Here is a 26,096-nt window from a genome sequence, read left to right on the forward strand (position 1 = left end):
CCTACCTTCTATATAAGTTCTTTTATATTATCCTTTCCCTTAAAGCGACTTTTAATGAGTAAATATTGTTCCATTTCATACACAAGTTGAACAAGTTTCGCACGTATCTCAAATTCTTCGCGTGTAGCTGGTAATGGCATGTCTCTAAATAATCCCCTCATTTCTTGAAGCTGCCTTAAGGAAATAACGCCAGTACTCTCAGGGCTAATAGCATTACCAATGTTTTCAACAACATCTGCAATCATATCAGCTTGTTCATATGTCCATGATAAAGAAGCTGCTAGTGGTATCATTCGCTCTAAAATTTCGAATTGTTGCATACGCATATTAAAATAACGATAGTAATAATCATCTTCTCGCATAAATGCATTCTCAAGTTTTTTAAACGATAAATCTCTTGCTTCATTTAACATATTCTCGGTTTCAATGAGTTCTGCTCCACTCCAACTACTTTCTCGATTTCGTAAATACACAACCATTTCAAACAAAATCGTTTTAAAATTACTCTCTATTTTATCCTGATACTCTTTTAGCTTATTTTCACTACTCGGCATATACATATTTACTAATAACGCCACGCTAATCCCTATCGTTAATATAGCAATTTCATTTCCAACTATAAGCCATGTAATTTGCTTCAATGAATATAGATGCATAACAATAACTGAACTCGTGACAATGCCTTCTTGAATTTTAAGCATTACTGCAGTCGGAATAAATGTAAGTAACAATATGCTAATTGCAAGTGGTGTATAGCCAATCGTTTCAAAAATACAAAACGCGAATACCATTGATAATACACAAGCTAGAAAACGATGTAACGACACTTGAAGCGATTTGCGCTTCGTATTTTGTACACATAAAATAACTAAAATACCTGCTGAACTATAAAATTCCAACCCTAATAACTGAGCAATAAAAACTGCCGCGCCTGTCCCTATTGCTGTTTTTACTGTACGGTATCCAATTTTAAACATATCATTACTCCTATATGTATAAACGTATTTACAGCTAGTATAAAAAAAGGATGACACAATGTCATCCTTTTCTACTTATTATTCACATAACCTTTTCATATTACAATATTTTTTGTAAAAATTGTTGCGCACGTTCACTTTTCGGCGCTGCAAAAAATTCTTCTGGCGCACTATCTTCTACAAGCTTTCCTCCGTCCAAGAAAAGAACACGATCTGCCACTTCTTTTGCAAAGCCCATTTCATGTGTAACGATAGCCATCGTCATTCCTGTCGTAACTAACGATTTCATAACTTCTAACACTTCTTTCACCATCTCTGGATCTAGCGCCGATGTCGGTTCATCAAATAACATAACTTCGGGTTCCATTGCTAACGCTCTTGCAATTGCTACACGTTGCTTTTGTCCTCCCGAAAGACGATTTGGATACGTATCTTTTTTATCTACTAGTCCAACCTTTTCTAAAAGTTTCTCAGCTTTCTTTTCAGCTTCTTGCTTCGTTACCCCTTTTACATTGGTAGGAGCATACGTAATATTTTCTAATACAGTCATATGAGGAAATAAGTGAAAATGTTGAAATACCATACCGACATTTTCACGAACATGCATAACATTCGTTTTCGGATTCGTTACTTCTTCCGTTCCAATCCAAATGTGACCATCCGTTGGTGCTTCTAACATATTCATACAACGTAAAAATGTTGATTTTCCTGATCCAGAAGGTCCTATAATTGCAACTACTTCCCCTTTTTCAATCGTTGTTGTAATTCCTTTTAATACTTCGTTTTTACCAAATGATTTATGAAGGTTTTCAATTTTAATCACTTTTCTTCATTCTCCCTTCAATTGCCTTCCCGACTAATGTAAGAATAATGACTAACATATAATAAATCAGTCCAACAAAAAGTAATGGTTCAAGATATTTAAATGTCTCACCGCCTACGATGTAAGCACGACGCATTAAATCAGTCGCGCCTATTACTGTTACTACAGCCGATTCTTTCGTAAGTGTCGCAAATTCGTTCACAAGCGCTGGTAATATATTTTTTAATGCTTGAGGGAAAATAATATTTCTCATCATTTTTCCGTATGGTACCCCTAAAGCCATTGCTGCTTCTGTTTGTCCTTTATCCACCGCTTGAATACCAGCACGAATTACTTCTGACATGTATGCACCTGAATTCAAGCTAAATGCAAGTACAGCAGCTAAGAATGCTGGTATTTCATAACCAATTATTTGCGGGACACCGAAATAAATAATCATTAATTGCAATACAAGGGGTGTACCACGAAAAATTGATGTATAAAAATCTGCTGCTATATTTAATGCTCGTATTCTAGCAATTTTACAAAGTGCTAATAGCGTTCCTAAAATAAATCCTGCTAAAGCTGATACTGCTACAATTTTCAAAGTAACTTCTAAACCTTTTAGTATATATGGTATCGAAGGCGTAATCGCCGAAAAATCTAAGTTCATTCTTTTCATTCCCCTCACAGAAAAGTGAAAGGCAGCTTATTTTCCGCTGCCAAACCATTTCTTCACTAATTTATCCATTTCTCCATTTTCTTGCATTTTTTTAATTACTTTATTAAATTCAGCTGTTTTATCACTGTTTTTCGGAAGGGCAATTGCTGCTCCAACTTCTTCTGGCGCTTCTTTAATTTCAATTCCTTGTAAATCTTTCATTTTCTCTAAATAATTTTTAGCAACTGTGTCTTCTATAATTGCAGCGTCAAAACGACCAGCTTTAATTTCTTGTACGATTTCTGGTATACGGTCACGTCCCTCAACTTGGAAATCTACTTGTTTTTTAAATTCTGCTGCTTTCTCTTCTTGAATAGACCCTGTTTGTACTCCTACTTTTTTCCCTTTTAAATCCTCTACAGATTTAATGTTAGAATCCTTTTTAGAAACGACCATATTTTTCGCAACAAAATAAATATCTGTAAAATCAACATTATTTTTACGCTCTGCAGTTGGCGTCATGCCTGCCATTACGAAATCAACTTTTCCTGAACTAAGAGATGCTAATAAACCACCAAAATCCATATCTTTCACTTTCACTTCATACCCAAGTTCTTTTCCGATATATTTAGCAACATCAACATCAAAACCAATAATTTCATCGCTCTTTGACGCATCTACATATTCATAAGGTTTATAATCTGCTGAAGTTCCCATTACGAGTACTTTTTTATTTCCTTTTGTTTCTTTCGATTCCCCATTACTACAAGCGCTGAATATACTTACAATTAAAATAAGTGCAAACGATATTGATACTAACTTCTTCATCTTTCTTCCCCCTAATAATGTATATTTAAAAGTTTAATAGAATATTTATTCGATGTTTGTATTGTATCAGCACTTTTATTTTTATGCAATATATAAAATAAAAATAAATAACAAAACAATATAAATGCTATTTTTTATGTATAAAATTATGCATAAAATAACACAACTATGCATATTCCATAAATTTTAATAATAAATAAAAAAGGCGGCACATCCACTTGATTGTGGACGTGCCGCCTTTTCTCTTATTTTTTATAGTTCTTCACAATTCTCTTCAAAATATGATTGTAGTTTCGCAATAACTTGCATCGGTTCATGACCTTCAATTTCATGACGCTCTACCATCGTTACAATTTTTCCATCTTTTAATAAAGCAAATGATGGAGAAGAAGGTGGGTACCCTTCGAAATATTCACGCGCTCTTGCTGTCGCTTCTTTATCTTGACCTGCAAACACCGTTACAAGGTGGTTAGGACGTTTATCATAATGTACGGAATGCGCAGCAGCAGGACGAGCAATACCACCTGCACAACCACATACAGAGTTTACCATTACAAGTGTTGTTCCATTTCTTTTAAACGCTTCTTCTACCGCTTCTGGCGTCGTCAATTCTGTATATCCAGCAGAGACAATCTCTTCACGCGCTTGGCGGACAACATCATTCATAAAAAAGTTAAAATTAATCACTCTTTTCCCTCCTCTAAAACTACCTATTTGTATCTTACCAGTTAATGTTTATGAAATACAAGTAAGTTTACTTGTATTTAAGTATAGAAAAGGTGTTAGAGCTCTTGCTCTAACACCTTTTCTTTAATGACCACGATGTTTTTGCTTTGCTTTTTGTACTTTCATTAAACGTCTTCTTTCTTTTTCAGCTTCTCGCTTCTCTTTAGACTGCACTTTCTTTTCTTGTTTATGCAATTCATAAGATAAACTAATCGCCTCTTGCGCCTTAGTAAAACGTTTAATATTTATTTCTTTTGCTGCTTGTCGTATGATACGCTTTATGTTTTTAGGACGCTGTTTTTCTTTAACTTCTACACCACATTTTGCAAAGTGCTGAAAATGCTCTAAAAGTGAACCATTCACAAACATAAGCACTTCTTCATCTGACGGTTCCGCCCCAAAAATATACCTCGCCCCATACAATTTCCCTTGTTCTTTACATGTAATGATTCCAACAAAAAATTGGCCATCGTGATATACTGTCAAATCCATTGACAGCCCCTCCTTTAAAAGATTAGAAATACAGGACATCCCGGAGGGGAAGGTTACTGACATGAAATCATGCGTCTGGACTACCAACCAGAACTGTGTTTTTGTATTTCTTTCACTATGATTATATCTTTTTTTCCATAATCTTCATATATTCAGCAATCATTTTTTTATGCGATCCTACAATATAGTCAGGTAGTTCTGTTACTGAAAAGAATTTAAGCTGAACTGCTTCTTCTTTATTCATAACAAAATCCCCTTCGTATTCATCTGTATAATAGGCGGTTGTTACAGATTGAAATTCATCACCGTTTGCTAATTTTGTAAAGTAGTTCGCTCCAGAAAATACATTGATTAGTCGCAAGTTCTTCACTTTTATTCCTGTCTCTTCATATACTTCACGATAAGCTGTTTCTTCTGGTGATTCACTAAGCTCCATTAGCCCGCCAGGTAGCCCCCATTTTCCGTACGGCTCTGTCCGCTGCTGCAATAAAACATATCCATTTTCATTTATAACGAGTACAACAGCACCAACTAAAATTAAAGGGCGATGACCAACTATTTTTCGTAATTCTTCTACATATCCCACCGTATCGCCTCCTTTTTCGTTGTCCACACTATTGTATCATATGTTCGAAACGACAAAATGCGTATATTTTTCATTTTTTTAACAAAATATTTATTTTATGTGATTCATCTACTGTAGCTAACATAATAGATTCCACTTCTGTACTCTCCTCTAGAAATTCTCGCGCCCAAGCTTCTGTTTTTCCTAATAATGCAAGAACATCTTTCTGTATCCTCCCATCCTTTACTAATACAAAAGAAACTGGAGATTTTTTTCCCGCCACTTTAAGATCAAGCCGCGAAACTGCTTCATATTCTGGATACCGAAATATAGAAACGACACCGTTTGCTTCCCATAATGCTAATTTAATCGTTTGAATATCGCTCACATTTCGCATACGAAGTTCCGAAAACAAATATTCCACGGTAATTCTCGCCTTTTTCAAATTGCTAAAATCAATGGAACCATTATGTATAAGAATGATAGGTGCTGGCTCTAAAAAACGTCTCCATCTATCCCATTTCAGCATTAAAACTGAGCTTATAATATGAAGTACAACGAGTATGAACGTTGTAATCATCGACCCCAGTAACCCTACTTTTTCATCAGACAATGCGTTAGAAATATTCCCACCAAGCAATAACACTAATACAACATCTAAAAAACGAAGTTGTGCGATAGACCTTTGTCCCATCGCTTTCGCAACTAATATTAAAAATATGTATGCTATAATAGCCCGAATAACCCATTCACTACTAGAAAGATGCCGTGCTCCTTCAAAAATATGCATATGCATCACTTTGCACTCCTTACCCGTCTCAAACTGCTAACCTGTTTTAGTTTGCAACGTTTATGAGCATATATGTAAAAAAGCTGGTTCGTTTAAAAACGAACCAGCTTTTTTTACTTAACTGAAAACATATATTTTTTATACGTTTTCCGTACCGATAGTATGAGCCCCATCATAATCATATTCGAGAATAAGGAACTTCCCCCATACGATAAGAAAGGTAATGCAATACCTTTTACAGGCATTAATCCAACGATCATACCGATGTTTTGGAATATTTGAACTGTTAATATACCGATCGATCCAGCGCATAATAATGTACCAAATAAATTATCAGCGGAATAACCAATAATAATTGTTCGATATAGTAGTAATAGGAACAAGAAGACAACTAAGGCTGCTACGATAAATCCACCTTCTTCGGCAATTGTAGCGAAAATAAAGTCAGTATGCTTCTCTGGGATATAGACGCTTCCTCCCCCAAACCCTTTACCTTCCATTCCTCCACTACCTACAGCTAAAATCGATTGTTGCGTTTGATAACCTTGATCTGCATTTTCAAATGGATTTAACCAACCTACAATACGCGACTGTTGGTGAGGTTTTAGTAAAGTAACTAAATTATTATAGAAAAAATCTTGATACTTAAAGAAAATAAATATTAAAGCAGATAATATGGTCAACGGAATAACTGTACATAATGCTATCAATTTCTTTTGAATACCTGACATAAATAAAATACATGCAATAGCAGCAGCATATAAGAACACCATACCTGTATCAGGTTGACTATATACAACCGCCATAGGTGGAAGTGACACTAGCATAATTTTACCTACTAGCTTTAAATCTGTTTGGAATGTCCTTGCCATATACTGTGCATTATGTTTTACTGCTATACTCGCTACTACAAGTAGCAATGCAATTTTGAAAAACTCAGACGGCTGAATTTGTCCAAATACTGGGAAAACAAACCATCTTTTTGCACCTAATTTTTCAGGTGTAAAACCTGATGGTGGTAATACTTTCAAAAGAATAAGTGAAGCAAACCCAGCAATATAAAGCGGCCAAGATAATTTTTGTAACTGATCTAAATCAATGCTTGCAACAAGAAGTAACAATACAACCCCAATTATGTAGTTAACACCTTGTTTCATAGCAAAGTTTGCAGCTCCATACTGTCCCGTTTGCTGACTGCTATATATAGCAGCTATACTCGTCACACATAGTGCACACAAAATTAAAATTAATTTTACATCTAAACTTTTTAGAAACTCGGTACTTCTTTTCATGACATCCTCCTGAAACATTGTTACGGCAAAAATAAAAAACCAGGAGTCAACATTCTTCATGTTTTGACGACTGATTACACATTATCTATAAAACACTTATATAGAATAACTCTCTTTTTCATACAATACAATATATTATACTACAGTTTCATCAGTAAGATTTGCCAAAAAAATTATTCTTTTCTTATTTTATATCCATATACCATATATCAGCAATGTATTTTCGTAAATTCCTAATACATAATCGTTTATTGTAAGATTACTGGGAAAGATATTTATACATATAGTAGGATGTAGATGAAGAAATAAGATAATAAAAAGCTCGCATAAGCGAGCTTTTTATTAATATACAGATGTATTATTTTCTGACATGTTTTCTAAAATTTCTTTAACACGCCCTAAGAACTTACCACAAATTAAACCATCAAGTACTCGGTGATCAAGTGATAAACATAAGTTAACCATGTCACGAGCACCGAACATACCATTATCCATAATTACTGGGCGCTTTACAATTGATTCAACTTGTAAAATAGCCGCTTGTGGGTAATTAATAATACCCATAGATTGAACAGAACCGAATGATCCTGTGTTATTAATTGTAAATGTTCCACCTTGCATTTCGTCTGCTTTTAACGATTTCGTACGTACTTTTCCTGCAAGTTCTGTAATTTCACGAGCGATACCTTTAATTGTTTTCTCGTCCGCTTGCTTAATTACTGGTACAAATAGTTCTTCCTCTGTTGCAACAGCGATAGAAAGGTTAATATCTTTCTTCTGAACAATTTTATCGCCAGCCCACATTGAATTAATTTGAGGATACTCTTTTAACGCTTGTGCTACTGCTTTTACGAAGAAAGCAAAGAACGTTAAGTTAAAGCCTTCACGCTTCTTAAAGTCACCTTTAATTGAGTTACGGTATGACACAAGGTTTGTCACATCTACTTCAATCATCATCCAAGCATGCGGTGCTTCATGTTTACTACGTAACATGTTTGCTGCGATTGCTTTACGCACACCTGTTACTGGAATTTCGATATCTCCAGGCATTGTAGGTACAGAAACTGGTTTCGCAGCTTCTACTTTTTGCGCTACTGGTGCTGCTTTTGGTGCTTCTGGGCGAGCTTCTACTACTGCCGCTACAGCTTCCTCTTTCTTCGCTGCACCTGCTTGCGGAATATTTCCAGATTCCACTAGCTTTAAAATATCTTTACGAGTGATACGGCCGTTTGCTCCCGTACCTTCTACTAGATCTAAATCAACGTTATGCTCACCCGCAAGTTTTAACACAGCTGGTGAAAAACGTGGTTTTCCATCAGTTGGTTGTTTTACTTTCGGTGCTTTTTCAGACGTAGCTACTTCTGCCTTTGGTTCTTCTTTCGTTTTTTCTTCAACAGCTGTTGCTGCTACTTCATCTGCGCCTTCTACTTGAATCACACAAACTACTTCACCTACAGCTAACGTATCACCTTCACCAGCGATTAACTCTTTTACAATCCCCGTGAAAGAAGATGGTACTTCAGCATTTACTTTATCAGTCATTACTTCTGCAAGCGGATCATACTTGTTTACGTGATCGCCAACATTAACGAGCCATTTACTAATTGTGCCCTCTGTAACGCTCTCCCCGAGCTGAGGCATTGTAATATTTTCTACAGCCATGTATAGTCCCCCCGATTAAAATTCCGCAAGTTCACGCATTGCTTTTTCAACTTTATCTGGATTTACCATAAAGAATTTTTCCATTGTTGGTGCATATGGCATTGCTGGAACGTCTGGACCTGCAAGACGTGCGATTGGCGCATCTAAATCAAATAGACAGTTTTCAGCAATAATTGCTGCCACTTCACTCATAATGCTTCCTTCTTTATTGTCTTCTGTTACAAGAAGAACTTTACCTGTTTTAGAAGCTGCTTCAATGATTGCTTCTTTATCTAATGGATATACAGTACGTAAATCAAGAATGTGTGCAGAGATGCCATCTTGTGCTAACTTTTCAGCCGCTTGAAGAGCAAAATGAACACATAATCCGTACGTGATAACTGTAATATCATCACCTTCACGTTTTACATCTGCTTTTCCGATTGGTAATACGTAGTCATCCTCCGGCACTTCACCTTTAATTAAACGATATGCACGTTTATGTTCGAAGAATAATACTGGATCTTCATCACGAATGGCTGCTTTTAATAAGCCTTTTGCATCATATGGTGTAGAAGGGATAACGATTTTTAAACCTGGTTGGTTTGCAAACATCGCTTCTACAGATTGTGAATGATACAATGCACCGTGAACACCCCCGCCAAATGGTGCACGAATTGTAACTGGACAAGTCCAATCATTATTAGAACGATAACGAATTTTTGCTGCCTCAGAAACAATTTGGTTTACTGCTGGCATGATGAAATCAGCAAACTGCATTTCAGCGATTGGACGCATACCATACATTGCCGCACCAATTGCTACCCCAGCAATTGCAGATTCTGCAAGCGGTGCATCAAGCGCACGATCTTCACCAAATTGATCATACAAACCGTGTGTCGCTTTAAACACGCCACCTTTTTTACCAACATCTTCTCCTAAAACGAATACTTTCTCATCGCGTTCCATTTCTTCGCGCATTGCTAATGTAATAGCATCAATATAAGACATTACAGCCATGAAACGTTCCCCCCTATTCTGCGTATACGTGCTTCAATGCATCTTCAGGTGCTGCATACGGAGCATTTTCTGCATATTCTGTTGCTTCATTTACGATATGCATAATTTCGTCTAACATTTGTTTTTCCGATTCCTCAGTTAATACACCAGCTTCTTTTAAATAAGCCGCGAATGTTATAATTGAATCTTTTTTCTTTGCTTCTTCTACTTCTTCTTTATCACGATAAACACGATCATCATCGTCACTAGAATGTGCTGTTAAACGATATGATACTGTTTCAATTAAAGTTGGGCCTTCACCACGGCGACCGCGATCTGCTGCTTCTTTTACAGCTTTATATACTGCAAGCGGATCGTTTCCGTCTATTGTATATCCAGGCATACCGTAACCAATCGCACGATCTGATACGTTTTTACATGCTAATTGTTTTTCAACTGGAATAGAGATTGCATATTTGTTATTTTCACACATAAAAATAACAGGTAGTTTGTGTACACCAGCAAAGTTTGCCCCTTCATGGAAGTCACCTTGGTTTGAAGAACCTTCTCCAAATGTAACGAACGTTACTAAATCTTTCTTCTCCATTTTTCCAGCTAATGCAATACCAACTGCATGTGGTACTTGCGTTGTTACTGGAGATGAACCTGTAACAATACGATTTTTCTTTTGACCGAAGTGACCAGGCATTTGACGACCACCAGAGTTTGGATCTCCAGCTTTCGCGAAAGCAGACAACATAAGCTCTTTAGCTGTCATACCAAATGCTAGTACAACACCCATATCACGGTAGTATGGTAATGCATAATCTTTCTCTCTATCAAGAGCGAACGCCGCTCCAACTTGTGCAGCCTCTTGTCCTTGACAAGAAATTACGAATGGAATTTTACCAGCACGGTTTAATAACCACATACGTTCGTCGATTTTACGTGCAAGTAACATCGTACGGAACATTTCTAATACTTGCTCATCACTTAAGCCAAGCTCTTCATGGCGCTTTTCTTTTACTTCTGCCATTTTTCATAACCTCCTAAATCCACATTTTTATGCGTGTAACGCTCTTCCATCTACAGCAAGTGCTGCTTCACCAATCGCCTCAGATAATGATGGATGCGGATGAATTGTATGTGCTACTTCCCAAGGTGTTGCATCAAGTACTCTTGCAAGACCAGCTTCAGAAATCATATCTGTTACATGTGGTCCAATCATATGAACACCAAGAATGTCATTTGTCTCTTCATCAACTACAAGTTTTACGAAACCATCTGATTCTCCGTATACAAGTGCTTTTCCGATTGCGCGGAATGAGAACTTACCTACTTTTAACTTATAGCCTTTTTCTTTTGCTTCTTGTTCTGTTAAACCGACAGAAGCAACTTCTGGACTGCTATATACGCATTTTGATACCATAGAGTAATCAATTGGTGTAACTTCTTTCCCTGCAATATGTTCTACTGCAGCAATTCCTTCATGAGAAGCAACGTGAGCAAGTTGCAGGCCACCGATTACATCTCCAATTGCGTAAATATGCGATTCTTTCGTTTGATAAAACTCATTTGTTTGAATGTATCCTTTTTCCACAACGATATCTGTATTCTCTAAGCCAATATTTTGCGTATTCGCTTGTCTTCCTACAGATACAAGCATTTTTTCTGCTTTAAATTCTTTATTTTCACCGTTGTGTTCAGCTTGGATTGTTACTCCATTATCTTTTACCAATGTTTCTGGTAATACTTTTGCACCAGTTACCACTTTAATACCTTTTTTCTTGAATAGACGTTGCATTTCTTTTGAAACGTCTTGATCTTCTAGTGGTAATATCGTTTTCGCATACTCTAATACTGTAACTTCTACACCGAAGTCAGCAAGCATAGATGCCCACTCAATACCGATTACACCGCCACCAACGATAATAATCGAACTAGGAAGCGTTTCCATTTTTAGAGCATGATCTGAAGACATTACGTACTCTCCGTCTAATTCTAAACCTGGTAATGAATTTGGACGAGAACCTGTTGCAATAAGTACATTTTTTGGAATTAACATTTCATTCTCTTCTCCACTTGCAAGTTCAACTGAAATTGTCCCTGGCATCGGAGAGAAAATAGATGGGCCAAGAATACGGCCAATACCTTCAAACACATCAATTTTACCTTGTTTCATTAAATGTTGAACGCCTTTATGAAGCTGCGTTACTATCTTCTCTTTACGCTCTTGTACTTTCGCAAAGTTTAGTTCTACATTGCTTGCAATAACTCCGAACTCTTCGCTTTTTTTAGCAGTTGCATATACTTCCGCACTACGTAAAAGAGCTTTACTAGGAATACATCCTTTGTGTAAACAAGTACCACCAAGATTTTCTTTTTCGACTAGTGCAGTTTTTAACCCTAGTTGTGATGCACGAATTGCAGCAACATATCCACCAGTACCGCCGCCAACGATGACTAAATCATATTCTTTTGCCATTATCTCAACCCCTAGCTACCGTTTCTTTTTCACGTACAACGTATTCTTTTGGAGCTTCTTCTTCACGTAATACACGAAGTGCTCCTTCTGCTAACGCTTCTAACTCATCTTCGCCTGGATGTACGATAACATCTGCAATCCAGTCCACTCGCTCTTTTATTTCATCGACAAGAATTTTACTGTATGCCAGTCCACCAGTTAATACGATTGCATCGATTTTCCCGTGAAGTACAGCGCTAGCTCCGCCAATCTCTTTTGCAACTTGATATGCCATTGCTTTATAAATAAGAGTTGCTTCAGGATCACCTTTTTCAACCATTTGCTCTACTTTAATCGCATCATTTGTACCGATTAAACTTACAAGTCCACCTTGTCCGACAAGTTTTTTAATCATTTCATCACGGTAATACTCACCAGAGAAACACATTTCTACTAGTTGCCCTACTGGTACTGTACCAGCGCGCTCTGGACTAAATGGTCCTTCTCCGTTTAAACCGTTATTCACATCGATTACTCTTCCTTTTTTATGAGCACCAACTGTAATACCGCCACCCATATGTGTAACTAATAAATTTAAATCCTCGTATTTGTGATTTAACTGTTCAGCTACTTTACGAGCAACTGCTTTTTGATTTAATGCATGGAAGATACTTTTGCGTTCCATACCAGCAATGCCACTTATACGAGCAACCGGCTCCATCTCATCTACAACGACAGGATCTACAATGAATGCAGGAATGTTTAATCCAGAAGCAATTTCATATGCTAAAATGCCTCCAAGGTTTGAAGCGTGATGACCGCTAAAGCCATTTTTCAAATCTTCTAACATCGCATCGTTTACTGTATACGTACCGCCTTCGATTGGACGAAGTAATCCACCACGCCCACAAACAGCGTTTAATTTTGAAATGTTAATACCATGAGAATGTAGAACTTCTAAAATCGTTTCTTTTCGAAACTCATATTGGTCGATAATTCTCTTATATTTTCCAATCTGTTCTACGTCATGACGAATCGTTTCTTCTAGAACGGGTCTTTCATTATCAAAAACACCAATTTTTGTGGATGTACTACCTGGGTTAATAACAAGAATTCGATTTACAGACAATGTTGCTACCTCCACTAATAAATTCAAAAGGAAGTGGAAACCTCATAAGAGGTAACCACACCTTTTGTAAAAGTTATATATGAATGATTAGCGACGGCTAATAATATCGTGACCGTTGCGTAAGTAAGTGCTACGAGAATTCTTCAAGCTTGCAATGCGCTCTTCAGCTAGACGATCTGCCGCTACATAAGTTGCTATGCCATCGCGTTTTGAAATTTCGATTACTTTTGCAATCGTGTCATAAATAGACTCAACACGTTTTAGTGCACGTTCTCTATTGTATCCATATAATTCGTCTGCTACGTTAATTACGCCACCTGCATTAATTACATAATCTGGTGCGTATACAATACCCATTTCATGAATGATGTCACCATGACGATCTTCTTTTAATTGGTTATTTGCAGAACCTGCGATTACTTTTGCTTTAAGTTGTGGAATAGTTTCATCATTAACTGTTGCGCCTAGTGCACATGGTGCGTAAATATCGCATTCAACACCGTAAATTTCATTTGGTTCAACTGCTGATGCACCGAATTCTTCTACAGCACGTTGTACAGCTTCTTTATTAATATCTGTAACGATTAATTTTGCTCCTTCAGCGTGTAAATGTTTGCATAGGTGATATGCTACGTTACCAACGCCTTGAACAGCAATTACTTTTCCTTCTAAATTGTCAGTACCGAAAGCTTCTTTTGCAGCTGCTTTCATACCACGGTAAACACCGTATGCAGTTACCGGAGATGGATTACCAGAAGAACCGAATGATGGTGAGATACCTGTTACAAAGTCAGTTTCTTCATGGATAATATCCATATCATCTACTGTTGTACCAACATCTTCAGCTGTAATGTAACGTCCGTTTAGTCCTTGGATATAACGTCCTAGTGCACGGAACATTGCTTCGCTCTTATCTTTACGAGGATCACCGATAATTACTGTTTTCGCACCACCTAAGTTTAAACCAGCTGCTGCGTTTTTGTATGTCATCCCTTTTGCAAGACGCAATGCATCTTCAATCGCCGCTTCTTCAGAATCATATGTCCACATTCTTGTTCCACCAAGAGCCGGTCCAAGTGTTGTATCATGAATTGCAATAATTGCTTTTAAACCAGATTCTTTATCTTGACAAAATACTACTTGCTCATAATCATATTTTTCTAAGTATTCGAAGATTTCTAATGTCATTGTCGTTTCCCCCTAATGTTTTACCCTTTTTGGTTTATTTTGAAGCAGTCGCAACTGCCAATGCTAATGAATATACTTTTGTTTCTGCTGAATCAGCACGAGATGTTAAAACAATCGGTGCTTTTGCGCCAGCAATCATTGCTCCTACTTTTGCATCCGCAAAGTATACGAGTGATTTATATAGCACATTTCCAGCTTCAATCGTTGGGACGAGTAAAATATCTGCCTTACCTGCTACATCACTTACTATGCCTTTATGCTCTGCTGCAATTTGTGATACTGCATTATCTAAAGCAAGTGGTCCATCAACGATACAATCTTTAATTTGTCCGCGGCGATTCATTTGTGTTAACATCGCTGCATCAATTGTCGCCTGCATCGCTGGATTCACAACTTCTACTGCTGCAATTGGTGCCACTTTTGGCAAGTCGATTCCTATTGCCCGGGCAACTTCTACAGTATTTTGTATAATAGCAGCTTTTTGTGTTACATCAGGTGCGATGTTCATCGCTGCATCTGTAACGAAAATAAGACGATCGTAATTTGGAACTTCAAATGCTGCTACATGTGAAAGTACGCTACCTTTACGTAGGCCCCACTCTTTGTTTAACACAGCCTTCAAAATATTCGCTGTTGGGATGTTCCCCTTCATAAGCACGTCTGCTTCACCATTTCTCACAGCTTTAACAGAAAGTTCTGCAGCCTCTGCACTAGACATTGCTGCAATCACTTCAACATGTTCTGAAGTTTGTAAACCATGTTCTTGTAGCATCCCCATTATTTTTTCTTGATTTCCATATAGACGAAATTGAGCTAACTGTAATTTAATTGCTTTCGCTACAGCTTCAATTACTTCATGATCTTCAGCTACTGCTACAGCTACAGTTTTTTTAGGCTGCCCTGCTGCTTGATCAATTAAGTATTCTAACTTCATATTTTGTAATCAACCCTTTCCGTCGTCCCTCGTCTATTTATAAAGCAAATACCGTGCCAACTTTTAAAAGTGGTCTTACCAATAATGAAAACGCATTCAAAATGCAGTAAAATCAATACTTTGGAAAATAACAAAAGATTCTGTCTTATTTTGTCACTTTTTGTATACCATGCAATAAATTGCGCGGTACGCAATTTATTGCATGCTATTTTTTGCATGGTCATACTTTTCTAGCTTGTAATATAAATTTCGAACGGAAATTCCTAACGCTTTTGCAGTTTGCGTTTTATTCCCATCAAATCTCTCCAAATATTCATGAATAATATTCCCTTCAAACTCTGTCACTAAATGTTCAAGTGGCTTTTCTTCTAATTCAGGTAATAAATGAGATTGCTTTGACTCCACCTGCTCTTCGTTATGTAATGGCGGTAAATGGTGTACATCAATATAGGTCTCGTTATAATTCATAAAGATAATAGCTCTTCCCAGAATATTTTCAAGTTCCCTCACATTCCCTGGCCATTCGTATGATTGTAAATATAAAATGGCTGAATCAGTGAGCCCTTCTACATTACGACCGTAATCTTGATTAATTTTTTGAATCAATCTGTCCGCAATTGTCGGTATATCTCCTTTACGTTGACGAAGAGATGGAATTTGAATTGGGATTTTATTTAATCGATAATATAAATCCTCCCTAAACTTCCCTTCTAGAATAGCCTTTTCTAAATTCACATGCGTCGCTGCAATTACTCGAACATTAATAGGTATCGCTTTCGTTCCACCAACTTTTACAATTTCTTTTTCCTGCAGTACACGAAGGAGTTTCGCTTGTGTATTTGCAGATAACTCCCCTATTTCATCTAAAAAAATACTACCGTTATTTGCTTCCTCAAAGAACCCACGTTTCCCGCCTCTTTTCGCTCCAGAAAACGCCCCTTCCTCATAACCAAATAATTCACTTTCTAACAACGTCTCCGAAATGGCCGCACAGTTTACACGGACGAACTTATTGTATTTTCGATTACTTCCATTATGGATTGCATGTGCAAACAATTCTTTACCAGTCCCAGATTCACCGCGTAACAGTACTGTTGCTGGTGTATTTGCTCCTAGCTTCGCCTGTTCGATAGCTGCCGTTGTTTCATCTGAATTCCCGACAATATCATCAAATGAATATTTCGCTTCTAATGTGCGAATAATTTGCCTTGCTCTATTCAATTCATTTGTTAACTTTTGAATTTCCGACACGTCACGGATAACGCCGACGCTTCCTTTCAATATTCCATCCACAATGACTGGTGCCACGTTTACAATTACATCGCGTTTTTTTTGCCCAATCTTCATATGTATTCCGCGCACCGCACGACGCGTTCGAAGTACTTTCATATGCATACTTTCGCCTTCTACAATATCAGTTGTAGCAGGCTTCCCAATAATATCTTCTTCTGTTAAACCCGTTAATTTCGTATATGCCGGGTTAATGACTAAACCTCTTCCTTTTTCATCCACAACCGAAATTGCTTCTTCAGATGAGTTAATAATTGCCTCTAATAGTGTTTGAATCTCCTTTAAATCTGTAACTTCTTCCGCTAAATCTACAACTTCTGTTATATCTTTAAAAATTGCAAATGCCCCTTGTACCTCTCCGCCCTCTTTTAATATCGGTATACGCGTTGTAATAATTTTCTTTCCATTCTCTAATGTTAGTTCATAATTTACTTCTATTTGTTTCGTACGTATAATGCGAAGTAATTTACTAGTTGGAATGACTTCTAAAATATATTTTCCTATCGCCTCTTCTTTTTTATATCCGATAATACGCTCTGCACTTTTATTAAAAAGACGAACTTGTCCCTCTCGATCAATTACGATCATGCCGTCATGTGTAGAATTTAAAATTAATTCTCCTTGTTGCGTTTGTTCCTCTAATCGCCCAATCAGCCCTTCCTTCTCATGCGCTAATCCTGTAACAATTTTTGCGATATCACCTGGTATAAGAAGAGTGTCTTTTTTCTTTTTTTCCAATAAAACCTTATGCACATCATCTTCACCTGTCATATCAAATATTACATCGATATGCATAGAAAGAAATGGAGTTACACTTTCTCCAATTGCAATCCCGTATTCCTTAGCAATTTGTAGTCCTTTTGCCAACGGATTTATATCAATAATCCCTATAATTTGAAATATATTCGAACTTTGTAACAGATTCAGCAGTGCGCTCCCGCCTTCACCTGCACCAACAATTAATACTTTTTGTTTCATATATCCCACTTCCTCTCGAAGTAACTCTGCAAATTTTTTCACACCTTTATCTTACTCGTTCAGCACCCTCTTGACAAACCCCCTTTCCTTATAACATCATTAAAATATACGAAATAATCTGAAAAGGAGCGTTATGTATGCAGCGTTACGTTGCTCTACTATTAGCACTCATCCCTATTTCATTAGCTGTGTTTGGTATAAAGTTAATGAGAGATACTGTATTCGGGATTCTATTTCCACCAATCTCTATACTGTGGTTACAATTTTTAATCGGCGCTCTCTGCTTCGGGCTCGGGTTTTATATCTTCGGTGGCTTCGTCTTGCACCGAGACCGTAAACGAAATAAAGTACAAGCTCGCTTTAGAAGATAGGAATGCCCCACTATTTATAAATAAAAAAATGAGACCGTTACACGCGGTCTCATTTTTTTATTGGCATTAACGTTCTGGCCGTTTCAGGGTAATCAGTAATAATCGCCGATATATTCATATCAAAATATTTACGCATAAGCGTTTCTTCATTAATTGTATAAGGGCGAACCTCTACACCACTTTCCATCGTTAGTTCGGCAATAGCATCTTGAAGGTAACGATAATTCGGATGTACTGCTGTAGCCCCCATTTTTTTCGCGTATGCCCACGGACTATGCAAACCTTCGCGATATAAAATTGCTGTTTGAATATCAGGAGCCATCATATGGCACCGTTTCATACTGTAGTGATTAAACGAAGAAAATATAACACGATCCTCTAGACTAAATTTCCGTACAAGCGTTATAACTTCCTCCTCTAAACCTCTGTATGGAATTTTATTATTTTTAAGTTCAATATTAAGTAGCAAACTCGTTTGTGCAAGCCATTCTAATACCTCTTCTAAAAGTGGTATTTTACAAAAACCTACTTTATCACCAAATTTATAACTTGCATCTAACTTGCATAAGTCCTCATATACATAATTCCGAACCGCACCTTTTCCATTTGTTGTCCGGTCCACCGTTTCATCATGAATGACGACAACTTTTCCGTCTTTCGTTAATTGAACATCAAGTTCAATTCCATCCGCTCTAAAAGACTCAGCCGCTTCAAATGAAATCATTGTATTTTCTGGGTACGTTCCAGCCGCACCACGATGTGCAAATATAAGAGTCATCCTCACTCCCCCAATCTTATGCTATACTATACGAAAAAGGAGGTACTTCTATGAGACCATTACAAATCTCTCCAGATACTGCAGTCCGCTTATCAAAAGCACTAGGTGTTCCACTTGAACAACTCATGCATATGCCGCAGCACATTTTAATTCAAAAGCTAGTTGAATTAGAAAAACAAAATAAAGACGAAGAATAATACAGTCCTGTTTTGCAGGACTTTTTATTATTTTCTATTATATCACGGATGCCTTTCCTACTAAAATCCTTTAACAGATGTACTACGATGTGATTTAGCCGTTCCTTCATCATTTAATAATGAATCACATCTTTTCTTTTTTGTTACACGTCATAAAGAAAGCAGACCATTTATTTATAAGTCCCATTACGTCCTTAAAACACGATAATAAAAAAACTAGAGAAGTCCTTTATATTATTTTTTATTGAACGTGCGGAGCATCCCCTGATTCGTATAGTTCTTTCGCTTTTTCCTCCCCGAATGTAGTTAAAATATAATGTTGCTCTTCTAACGCATCCATCGCTCTAGTTACTTTACAAACGCTATCTTCTTGAGCATCCGAGAAATAATTGTGATCTTCTACAATTTTACTAAAATCTTTTTTCGCCCATCTATCAGCAATTGCTAAAAGTTCATTTTCCTTCGTAAAGCTACTCTTATTTATAATTTCTTTTAATTTTTTAGCATTACTTTGAATCATTGGGATAGAGCCCGATTTTCGTTCTGCCACCACTTTTTGATGAGTCATGCGATGCATCGCTGTAATGACTTCGCTTTCAGTAGAATTTTCAGTAACATACACATCAACAAAGAACCCATCCACCTCTCTACCTACTATTGTTTGGTCTTCTTTTTTATCTATTTGAGCGCTCACTTCTTTATCTACTGGATTATCTGCAAGTTCTAACATTCCAAATGTAACTGCAATAGCAAGAACTCCCATAGCTGCTACTATTCCTAGCCAAGTTGAAATTTTATTTTCCATTCCCCTTCTCCCTATCTATATCTATTTTATTGCCTTATAAAAAACTCACTTACATGTAATATTACTGAAAATAGGTTTTATTTTCCACACTATCAAATAATCTCTTTTTCTCAACAAAATAAAAAGACCAACGAATTATAACATTCATTGGTCTTTCATTAAAAAGTTTATTGGCTTTAAAATTAACATCGAGCATAGCGTTCCAGCATACATCGGTTTTACTAAAACGAAAACCCATTGCTACTTCTACTCTCAGCTAGCTTTATGTTCAAGTCTCAGCTTATCCGCAACCATTGCGATAAACTCAGAGTTCGTAGGTTTTGCTTTTGACATGGATACTGTATAACCGAATAAGGACGAAATAGAATCAATATTCCCACGGCTCCAAGCTACTTCAATCGCGTGACGAATTGCGCGCTCCACACGGCTTGCTGTTGTATTATATTTCTTTGCGATATCTGGATACAATACTTTCGTAATCGATCCTAATAATTCGATATCGTTGTATACCATGGAGATTGCTTCTCGTAAATACATATATCCTTTAATATGAGCGGGTACACCAATTTCATGAATGATACTCGTAATACTCGCATCTAAGTTTTTCGGTTTTCCATCTACTGTTGTTGCTGATCGGAATGATGGTAGTGGACGTTTAATCATAGCGTTTGCTTTACCACTCACTTGACGAATATGACTCGTTAAATTCTCCATATCAAATGGTTTTAATATGAAATATGAGGCACCTAAGTCAACTGCTTTTTTCGTCACATCTTCTTGGCCAAATGCTGTCAACATAATTACGCTAGGCTGTTTTAACCTTTCAATATGTCGCATTTTCTCCAATACAGCTAAACCATCTAAGTGTGGCATAATAATGTCTAAAACGAGTACATCAGGTTGCTTATCTGTTAATAAGTTTAAACACTCTTGACCATTATAAGCAGTACCGATTACTTCCATATCATCTTGAGCGGCTACATAGCTCTCTAACATTGATACTAGTTCTTTATTATCATCCACAAGACATACTTTAATTTTCTCCACAGCTTTTCCTCCCTTACCGAATCGATTCTCCGACATGTGTATCCTTCTAGGCTACATGAATTGTTCGACAATTGTGTGAAAATTCCCTTTTAAAGTTTCTTACTTTCCGATAAAATCACAAAAAAATATGTTTATCGTTCATTTATTCCCTTTCGCAACACATTCCATCATAGAAATACAACGAAACGTTCAACCCTTTCCTTTTATTTTACAACAAAAAACACCTCTTGCGGAGCTTTTACAAAATTTCAACGAATTTTTCAACAGAAAAAGCGAGCTAATAATATATATTAGCTCGCTTTTTTCTCTTGATCATAAATATTAATTCCAGCTTGATGTAACATCCATTCAATATGAACACCATATCCTGATGTTGGATCATTTACAAATACATGTGTAACAGCACCAATTACTTTTCCATTTTGTACAATTGGACTTCCGCTCATTCCTTGTACGATACCGCCCGTTTTCGCTAATAGACGTTTATCTGTTACTTTTATTACCATACCCTTTGTGGCTGGGAATTTTTGCTGCACTGTACTAACGACTTCAATATCAAACGCTTCTACTTTATCTTGATCAATAACTGTTAATATTTTTGCCGGTCCTTCTTTTACTTGATGAGATAATGCGATAGGCATTGCTTTATCCATTATACCGTTTTTCATATTCGTATTTAATTTTCCAAAAATACCATATGGACTATTAATTGTAATATTGCCAATCACTTCACGGTCTGGTGAGAATCTTGCTAATTTCTCCCCTGGATTCCCATGACTACCTCTTTCAATTGATGTAACTGTCGAGCGCATAATTTGTCCATCTTCGACTTGAATCGGCTTTTTCGTATCATTATCAGAAATAACATGACCAAGTGCCCCATATTTCATAGAATCTGGATGAACAAATGTCATCGTTCCAATTCCAGCTGCCGAATCACGGATATACAAGCCAATTCGATAAGACGATTCACCGTTGTCTTTTTGTGGAGTTAGCTTCGTACGAATATATTTTCCATCTCTTAACAATACAAGATTAAGCGGTTCACCTGTTTCTCCACTATTATGAATAAACGGTGCTACATCACTCATTCTTTCAATTGTTTTACCATTAATTTCAGTAATCATATCTCCAATTTGTACACCTGCTGTTTCACCAGGAGATATTTTACCTTTTTCAGTTTGAATTAAATGATGGCCTACAACAAGTACACCTTTTGTATTTAATTTCACACCAATTGATTGTCCACCTGGAATCACTTTAAAATCTTTTAACACTTTCACATTTACTTTTTTTACTGGAAAACCAGCAAGCTGAAATACCATATCAGCTTCACCATTTTGATGAGAATTTACCATAAGTCCTTGTTTTTGTTCATTCGAACTCACTGTAAATACATGACGATTTGTGGATGAAGCTTTGAAAACTGGTAATGATGATATTTCTGATTGTTGTCCTTCAAAAACAACAAGTTGTTTCGGTGATGAAATAAACGTTCGAAGCGGTTTAAAACATCCAATAAAAACTAAAGAAACAAGGAGACAAAGACCTATTATTTTTCGAAATTTTTCTAATTTCAACTTGTTCACTCTCCTCGCTCCTACCCCACATTCAGCCTCTTGGCTTCACTTTTTAATCTCTCCTTGCAGTGCTTTATTTATAACCGGAAGAATTAAGAAATCGTCATTTGAGAAAAAAAGCTATCCATTACTGGATAGCCTCTGCTGTCTGTTTAAAATGATGCGCTTGCGTAAGTAATTCTTTCGCATGCTCTGTCGTTAAATCTGTGATTTCCACACCAGAAATCATTCGAGCTATTTCTGTTACTTTATCCTCCATAGTTAAAACAGTAACCGATGTAATTGTCCGATCATTCGCTACTTGTTTTCGAATAAATAAATGTGAATCTGCCATTGAAGCTACTTGAGGTAAGTGCGTAATACAAAGTACTTGCGAGTTTACTGATACTCGATAAATTTTTTCCGCAATAGCCTGTGCGACCCGGCCACTTACACCCGTATCCACTTCATCAAAAATAACAGATGCAACCCCTTGATGCTTAGAAAAAATGCTTTTTAAAGCTAAAATGATACGAGATAACTCTCCGCCAGATGCAACCTTTGAAAGTGGTTTTAGCGGCTCTCCTGGGTTCGTTGAAATATAAAATTCCACATGATCGTAACCATCCGCCGTAAGTCTTACCGGCGCACCTTCCACAAGGGGCTCTTCTACATTTCCTTCTCTCTTCATAATTCTCACTTCAAATTTCGTTTTTTCCATATATAATTCTTTTAATTCCTGATGAATTGCATTTGTAAGGTGTTCTGCAAGCTCATGACGCATATTACTTAACAACGTTGCTTCTTTCAGAATAACACTTTCTAATTCCTTCAACTGTTTCTTCGTCGTTTCAATATGAACGTCTTTATTTTCAATCGTAAAAATTTCCTGTTCAATTTTATCAGCATACGCTAAAATCTCTTCTACAGTATTTCCATATTTTCTCTTTAGCATACGAATTTCATTCAAACGTGTTTCGATTTCATCTAAACGATTTGGATCATATTCCATCATATCGAGCTTTTCTCTCAGTTGATAGGCAACCTCTTCTAATAAGTAATAGCTATTTGCAATTGAATCATGATTCTCCTGATACACTTCATCTAAATGTGTAATACTTTCCATTTGCCCCATTGCACTTCTTACATTATCTAACCCTTGTCCGTCGGCACTTAACGAACGATATGCATCACCTAACGCTTTATAAATCTTTTCAAAATTAGAAATTTGCAATCGTTCCTCAGTTAATTCATTTTCTTCATCCATCTTTAAATCCGCCTTGCGAATTTCTTCATGCTGAAATTGAATTAAATCTAAGCGATGTGCCATTTGTTGCTCATTTTCACTTAACGATTTCAATTGTTTTTTTAATTTTTCATAGTCAGCGTATACGTTTTGATATATGTCTAATTGTTTAACGATTCGATCCCCATCAAAGTGATCAAGCATAAACAGATGTCGTTCTTCATTCATTAAATCTTGCGTTTCGTGCTGTCCATGAATATCAACAAGTGTTTTCCCAATTTCTTTTAATATGCTAAGTGTAACAAGCTTCCCATTTACACGACATACACTCTTCCCGTTCGCAGCAATATCACGCTTTAAAATAATCATGCCATCTTCTATTTCTATATCTAACTCTTCTGCCTTTTCAATACATGGATGCTTCTCATCTTCAACATAAAATAGCCCTTCAATCTCAGCCTTCTCTGTTCCATATCGAACAAATTCTGCTGACCCACGGCCACCTACAAGTAAACTAATTGCATCAATAATAATCGATTTTCCGGCCCCTGTTTCACCGCTTAAAACCGTTAAACCTTTTTGAAAAGAAATATTTAATGCTTCAATAATAGCAAAGTTTCTAATCGATAATTCCGATAACAATGCCCCATTCACCTCGTTATAAAATAATCCCTTACTAAAGGATTTTCTCAGTTCTTCATTCAAATAATCATGCTATATATTTGTATGTATATACTCTTCTAACCCGCTTCATTGTACCAAACATTTGTTTTACGGGTCAATCCATCTATTTTTAACTTTATGCAAACAAAATATTATATTACAATTGAAAATTCATATTTTTAACCAATAAAAATATCTTGTTCACTTTCCACTTTACGATGGAAAGCAAACAAGATTTTTTGTTACAACATATTTAAGAAACGATCAGAGACAACACCTGTATCGTCAGGTGTACGGCAAATAATTAAGCAAGTATCATCACCACAGATGGTTCCGATGATCTCATCCCACTCTAAATGATCAATAAGTGCTCCAAGTGAATGAGCGTTACCAGGCAATGTTTTTAGCACAAGCATATGTCCTGCCGTGTCTAATTTTACAAATGAATCCACTAGATTTCGTTTTAATTTTTGTAACGGGTTAAATCGTTGATCTGCTGGCAAGCTATATTTATAGCGCCCATCATGTAATGGCACCTTCACTAAGTGCAGTTCTTTAATATCGCGCGATACTGTTGCTTGCGTTACATTAAATCCCTCATTACGTAAAATATCAACTAATTCATCTTGTGTTTCAATTTCTTTGTTTGCAATAATTTCCCTGATTTTAATATGGCGCTGACCTTTATTCATACATTTGCACCTCACACTATCTCTTACCATAGTTTAAACATTGGTATACTTCACTTATTTATGTTAACTTATAATTCGTTTCTTGTACACAATTGTTTTTACAATCATTATACAATTACAGCAAAAAGAGGAACAACATATGTTATTCCCCTTTCCCTTTTTGTTTTAGAACTTCATGCGCTTCTGTAACAACTTGCTCTATAGAAATCGGAGAATGATTTTCGCCATTCTCACGTTCACCATGCCATTTCAGATGAATTAAAAATTCAATATTACCATCCCCACCCGTAATTGGTGAGAATGTTAAACCTTCCACATCATAGCCTTCTTTTAAAGCAAACTCGACAATCATTTCTACAACAGCTTCATGTACTTTTCTATCGCGAACGATACCTTTTTTCCCAACTTGCTCTCTTCCAGCTTCAAACTGCGGTTTAATTAACGCTGCTACATCTCCGTTAGGCATAAGCATTGTTTTTAAAACTGGCAGTATAAGCTTTAATGATATAAATGAAACATCAATACTTGCAAATTGAGGTAAACCACGTTCTAAGTCTGCTGGTGTCACGTAACGGAAGTTTGTTCGTTCCATTACAACAACACGCTCATCTTGACGTAATTTCCACGCTAGTTGATTGTATCCTACATCTAATGCATAAGATAATTTCGCTCCATTTTGAAGCGCGCAATCTGTAAAGCCACCAGTTGATGAACCAATATCTATCATAACTTTATCTTGTAAATCAAGATGAAATGTCTCTAATGCCTTTTCAAGTTTATAACCACCACGACTTACATACGGCATAACTTGTCCCTTCACCGTAATCTCAGTATCTTGCGAGATTTTCTCTCCTGGCTTATCAAGTCTCATCTCATTTGCATATACGAGTCCGGCCATAATGGCGCGCTTTGCTTTCTCACGCGTTTCTATAAGTCCTCGCTCTACTAATAGTACATCTACTCTTTCTTTTTTTACGCTCAT

Annotated in this window: 26 protein-coding genes; 2 read left to right on the plus strand and 24 right to left on the minus strand. The window is 36.6% G+C overall.

Translation table 11 applies throughout. From position 1 onward, the window contains the following. Nucleotides 1–8: 8 nt before the first annotated feature. The 17 genes from ACUL40_RS12960 to ACUL40_RS13040 all read right to left on the minus strand — a co-directional run bounded on the left by ACUL40_RS12960 (nucleotide 9) and on the right by ACUL40_RS13040 (nucleotide 17,756). Entirely contained in the window at nucleotides 9–977 is a 969-nt protein-coding gene (locus tag ACUL40_RS12960) for an aromatic acid exporter family protein (RefSeq protein WP_000472673.1), read from the minus strand. Nucleotides 978–1,077: 100 nt separating this feature from the next. Then, nucleotides 1,078–1,800, minus strand: coding sequence for an amino acid ABC transporter ATP-binding protein (locus tag ACUL40_RS12965; RefSeq protein WP_000590206.1), 723 nt, complete (start codon nucleotides 1,798–1,800; stop codon nucleotides 1,078–1,080). Then, nucleotides 1,793–2,452: an amino acid ABC transporter permease gene (locus ACUL40_RS12970; protein WP_001046916.1), complete on the minus strand. Its 660-nt coding sequence runs from the start codon at nucleotides 2,450–2,452 to the stop codon at nucleotides 1,793–1,795. The genes ACUL40_RS12965 and ACUL40_RS12970 overlap by 8 nt, the downstream gene beginning before the upstream one ends. Before the next feature lie 36 nt (nucleotides 2,453–2,488). Further along, nucleotides 2,489–3,268, minus strand: coding sequence for a transporter substrate-binding domain-containing protein (locus ACUL40_RS12975; RefSeq protein ID WP_000737673.1), 780 nt, complete (start codon nucleotides 3,266–3,268; stop codon nucleotides 2,489–2,491). A 252-nt stretch (nucleotides 3,269–3,520) separates the two neighbouring features. Continuing rightward, the gene (locus tag ACUL40_RS12980; RefSeq protein WP_001979317.1) at nucleotides 3,521–3,934 is read right to left on the minus strand and encodes a BrxA/BrxB family bacilliredoxin; all 414 of its coding nucleotides are present in this window, start codon (nucleotides 3,932–3,934) and stop codon (nucleotides 3,521–3,523) included. Between the two features lie 144 nt (nucleotides 3,935–4,078). Further along, the gene (locus ACUL40_RS12985; RefSeq protein WP_000366599.1) at nucleotides 4,079–4,486 is read right to left on the minus strand and encodes a YjdF family protein; all 408 of its coding nucleotides are present in this window, start codon (nucleotides 4,484–4,486) and stop codon (nucleotides 4,079–4,081) included. Between the two features lie 121 nt (nucleotides 4,487–4,607). Then, nucleotides 4,608–5,072, minus strand: a complete 465-nt coding sequence (locus tag ACUL40_RS12990) for an NUDIX hydrolase (RefSeq protein ID WP_000542551.1) — start codon at nucleotides 5,070–5,072, stop codon at nucleotides 4,608–4,610. Nucleotides 5,073–5,142: 70 nt separating this feature from the next. Next, complete coding sequence (locus ACUL40_RS12995; RefSeq protein WP_000550974.1) at nucleotides 5,143–5,847, minus strand: DUF421 domain-containing protein; 705 nt, start codon at nucleotides 5,845–5,847, stop codon at nucleotides 5,143–5,145. Between the two features lie 107 nt (nucleotides 5,848–5,954). Next, the gene (locus tag ACUL40_RS13000) at nucleotides 5,955–7,133 is read right to left on the minus strand and encodes an FtsW/RodA/SpoVE family cell cycle protein (RefSeq protein ID WP_000831181.1); all 1,179 of its coding nucleotides are present in this window, start codon (nucleotides 7,131–7,133) and stop codon (nucleotides 5,955–5,957) included. A gap of 342 nt (nucleotides 7,134–7,475) precedes the next feature. Next, nucleotides 7,476–8,795 (minus strand): dihydrolipoamide acetyltransferase family protein, encoded by a 1,320-nt coding sequence (locus ACUL40_RS13005; protein WP_000257660.1) that lies wholly within the window; start codon nucleotides 8,793–8,795, stop codon nucleotides 7,476–7,478. A 15-nt stretch (nucleotides 8,796–8,810) separates the two neighbouring features. Further along, a complete protein-coding gene (gene bfmBAB / locus ACUL40_RS13010; RefSeq protein ID WP_000290071.1) occupies nucleotides 8,811–9,794 on the minus strand; it encodes a 3-methyl-2-oxobutanoate dehydrogenase subunit beta in 984 nt (327 codons plus the stop codon). Nucleotides 9,795–9,807: 13 nt separating this feature from the next. After that, nucleotides 9,808–10,809: a 3-methyl-2-oxobutanoate dehydrogenase subunit alpha gene (gene bfmBAA, locus ACUL40_RS13015; protein ID WP_000852551.1), complete on the minus strand. Its 1,002-nt coding sequence runs from the start codon at nucleotides 10,807–10,809 to the stop codon at nucleotides 9,808–9,810. Between the two features lie 27 nt (nucleotides 10,810–10,836). Beyond that, nucleotides 10,837–12,258: a dihydrolipoyl dehydrogenase gene (lpdA, locus tag ACUL40_RS13020; protein WP_001051289.1), complete on the minus strand. Its 1,422-nt coding sequence runs from the start codon at nucleotides 12,256–12,258 to the stop codon at nucleotides 10,837–10,839. 4 nt (nucleotides 12,259–12,262) lie between these two features. Beyond that, nucleotides 12,263–13,366 carry a butyrate kinase gene (gene buk, locus ACUL40_RS13025; protein WP_000115781.1) on the minus strand — a complete coding sequence of 368 codons (1,104 nt, stop codon included), beginning with the start codon at nucleotides 13,364–13,366 and terminating at the stop codon, nucleotides 12,263–12,265. Between the two features lie 87 nt (nucleotides 13,367–13,453). Next, nucleotides 13,454–14,554 (minus strand): leucine dehydrogenase, encoded by a 1,101-nt coding sequence (locus tag ACUL40_RS13030; protein ID WP_000171355.1) that lies wholly within the window; start codon nucleotides 14,552–14,554, stop codon nucleotides 13,454–13,456. Nucleotides 14,555–14,588: 34 nt separating this feature from the next. After that, a complete protein-coding gene (yqiS, locus tag ACUL40_RS13035) occupies nucleotides 14,589–15,488 on the minus strand; it encodes a phosphate butyryltransferase (RefSeq protein WP_000764677.1) in 900 nt (299 codons plus the stop codon). Nucleotides 15,489–15,683: 195 nt separating this feature from the next. Beyond that, nucleotides 15,684–17,756 carry a sigma-54 interaction domain-containing protein gene (locus ACUL40_RS13040; protein ID WP_033666632.1) on the minus strand — a complete coding sequence of 691 codons (2,073 nt, stop codon included), beginning with the start codon at nucleotides 17,754–17,756 and terminating at the stop codon, nucleotides 15,684–15,686. A 137-nt stretch (nucleotides 17,757–17,893) separates the two neighbouring features. Here ACUL40_RS13040 and ACUL40_RS13045 point away from each other — a divergent pair, with 137 nt between their 5' ends. Continuing rightward, a complete protein-coding gene (locus ACUL40_RS13045; RefSeq protein WP_001190211.1) occupies nucleotides 17,894–18,127 on the plus strand; it encodes a DUF2627 domain-containing protein in 234 nt (77 codons plus the stop codon). Nucleotides 18,128–18,176: 49 nt separating this feature from the next. Here ACUL40_RS13045 and ACUL40_RS13050 read toward each other — a convergent pair whose 3' ends face one another. Continuing rightward, nucleotides 18,177–18,905: a glycerophosphodiester phosphodiesterase gene (locus ACUL40_RS13050; RefSeq protein ID WP_000172575.1), complete on the minus strand. Its 729-nt coding sequence runs from the start codon at nucleotides 18,903–18,905 to the stop codon at nucleotides 18,177–18,179. A gap of 50 nt (nucleotides 18,906–18,955) precedes the next feature. On the opposite strand from ACUL40_RS13050, the gene ACUL40_RS13055 reads away from it, so the two are divergent. Further along, nucleotides 18,956–19,102: a YycC family protein gene (locus ACUL40_RS13055; protein WP_001247671.1), complete on the plus strand. Its 147-nt coding sequence runs from the start codon at nucleotides 18,956–18,958 to the stop codon at nucleotides 19,100–19,102. A 241-nt stretch (nucleotides 19,103–19,343) separates the two neighbouring features. On the opposite strand, the gene ACUL40_RS13060 is transcribed toward ACUL40_RS13055, so the two are convergent. The 6 genes from ACUL40_RS13060 to ACUL40_RS13085 form a co-directional block, all read right to left on the minus strand. Further along, on the minus strand, nucleotides 19,344–19,907 hold the full coding sequence (locus ACUL40_RS13060; protein WP_065211839.1) for a PRK06770 family protein: 564 nt from the start codon (nucleotides 19,905–19,907) through the stop codon (nucleotides 19,344–19,346). A gap of 252 nt (nucleotides 19,908–20,159) precedes the next feature. Beyond that, nucleotides 20,160–20,954 (minus strand): sporulation transcription factor Spo0A, encoded by a 795-nt coding sequence (gene spo0A, locus ACUL40_RS13065; RefSeq protein ID WP_011110369.1) that lies wholly within the window; start codon nucleotides 20,952–20,954, stop codon nucleotides 20,160–20,162. Between the two features lie 290 nt (nucleotides 20,955–21,244). Then, nucleotides 21,245–22,543, minus strand: coding sequence for a SpoIVB peptidase (gene spoIVB, locus ACUL40_RS13070; RefSeq protein WP_002000940.1), 1,299 nt, complete (start codon nucleotides 22,541–22,543; stop codon nucleotides 21,245–21,247). A 118-nt stretch (nucleotides 22,544–22,661) separates the two neighbouring features. Further along, nucleotides 22,662–24,401 (minus strand): DNA repair protein RecN, encoded by a 1,740-nt coding sequence (gene recN, locus ACUL40_RS13075; protein ID WP_000947768.1) that lies wholly within the window; start codon nucleotides 24,399–24,401, stop codon nucleotides 22,662–22,664. Between the two features lie 263 nt (nucleotides 24,402–24,664). Next, nucleotides 24,665–25,114: an arginine repressor ArgR gene (gene argR / locus ACUL40_RS13080; protein WP_001032580.1), complete on the minus strand. Its 450-nt coding sequence runs from the start codon at nucleotides 25,112–25,114 to the stop codon at nucleotides 24,665–24,667. 142 nt (nucleotides 25,115–25,256) lie between these two features. Beyond that, nucleotides 25,257–26,096: a TlyA family rRNA (cytidine-2'-O)-methyltransferase gene (locus ACUL40_RS13085; RefSeq protein WP_000111875.1), complete on the minus strand. Its 840-nt coding sequence runs from the start codon at nucleotides 26,094–26,096 to the stop codon at nucleotides 25,257–25,259.

The organism is Bacillus sp. KNSH39 (assembly GCF_052656585.1).

Bases quoted from the DNA above. Each gene is read 5' to 3' on its own strand.
- ACUL40_RS13040 (WP_033666632.1), bottom strand. From the start codon at position 17,756: ATGAAACAAAAAGTATTAATTGTTGGTGCAGGTGAAGGCGGGAGCGCA.
- ACUL40_RS12975 (WP_000737673.1), bottom strand. From the start codon at position 3,268: ATGAAGAAGTTAGTATCAATATCGTTTGCACTTATTTTAATTGTAAGT.
- ACUL40_RS13045 (WP_001190211.1), top strand. From the start codon at position 17,894: ATGCAGCGTTACGTTGCTCTACTATTAGCACTCATCCCTATTTCATTA.
- ACUL40_RS13030 (WP_000171355.1), bottom strand. From the start codon at position 14,554: ATGACATTAGAAATCTTCGAATACTTAGAAAAATATGATTATGAGCAA.
- argR (WP_001032580.1), bottom strand. From the start codon at position 25,114: ATGAATAAAGGTCAGCGCCATATTAAAATCAGGGAAATTATTGCAAAC.
- bfmBAA (WP_000852551.1), bottom strand. From the start codon at position 10,809: ATGGCAGAAGTAAAAGAAAAGCGCCATGAAGAGCTTGGCTTAAGTGAT.
- ACUL40_RS12970 (WP_001046916.1), bottom strand. From the start codon at position 2,452: ATGAACTTAGATTTTTCGGCGATTACGCCTTCGATACCATATATACTA.
- ACUL40_RS13060 (WP_065211839.1), bottom strand. From the start codon at position 19,907: ATGGAAAATAAAATTTCAACTTGGCTAGGAATAGTAGCAGCTATGGGA.
- ACUL40_RS12960 (WP_000472673.1), bottom strand. From the start codon at position 977: ATGTTTAAAATTGGATACCGTACAGTAAAAACAGCAATAGGGACAGGC.
- ACUL40_RS12985 (WP_000366599.1), bottom strand. From the start codon at position 4,486: ATGGATTTGACAGTATATCACGATGGCCAATTTTTTGTTGGAATCATT.
- ACUL40_RS13000 (WP_000831181.1), bottom strand. From the start codon at position 7,133: ATGAAAAGAAGTACCGAGTTTCTAAAAAGTTTAGATGTAAAATTAATT.
- bfmBAB (WP_000290071.1), bottom strand. From the start codon at position 9,794: ATGGCTGTAATGTCTTATATTGATGCTATTACATTAGCAATGCGCGAA.
- ACUL40_RS13085 (WP_000111875.1), bottom strand. From the start codon at position 26,096: ATGAGCGTAAAAAAAGAAAGAGTAGATGTACTATTAGTAGAGCGAGGA.
- ACUL40_RS13005 (WP_000257660.1), bottom strand. From the start codon at position 8,795: ATGGCTGTAGAAAATATTACAATGCCTCAGCTCGGGGAGAGCGTTACA.
- lpdA (WP_001051289.1), bottom strand. From the start codon at position 12,258: ATGGCAAAAGAATATGATTTAGTCATCGTTGGCGGCGGTACTGGTGGA.
- ACUL40_RS12980 (WP_001979317.1), bottom strand. From the start codon at position 3,934: ATGAATGATGTTGTCCGCCAAGCGCGTGAAGAGATTGTCTCTGCTGGA.
- ACUL40_RS13055 (WP_001247671.1), top strand. From the start codon at position 18,956: ATGAGACCATTACAAATCTCTCCAGATACTGCAGTCCGCTTATCAAAA.
- yqiS (WP_000764677.1), bottom strand. From the start codon at position 15,488: ATGAAGTTAGAATACTTAATTGATCAAGCAGCAGGGCAGCCTAAAAAA.
- ACUL40_RS13050 (WP_000172575.1), bottom strand. From the start codon at position 18,905: ATGACTCTTATATTTGCACATCGTGGTGCGGCTGGAACGTACCCAGAA.
- ACUL40_RS12995 (WP_000550974.1), bottom strand. From the start codon at position 5,847: ATGCATATGCATATTTTTGAAGGAGCACGGCATCTTTCTAGTAGTGAA.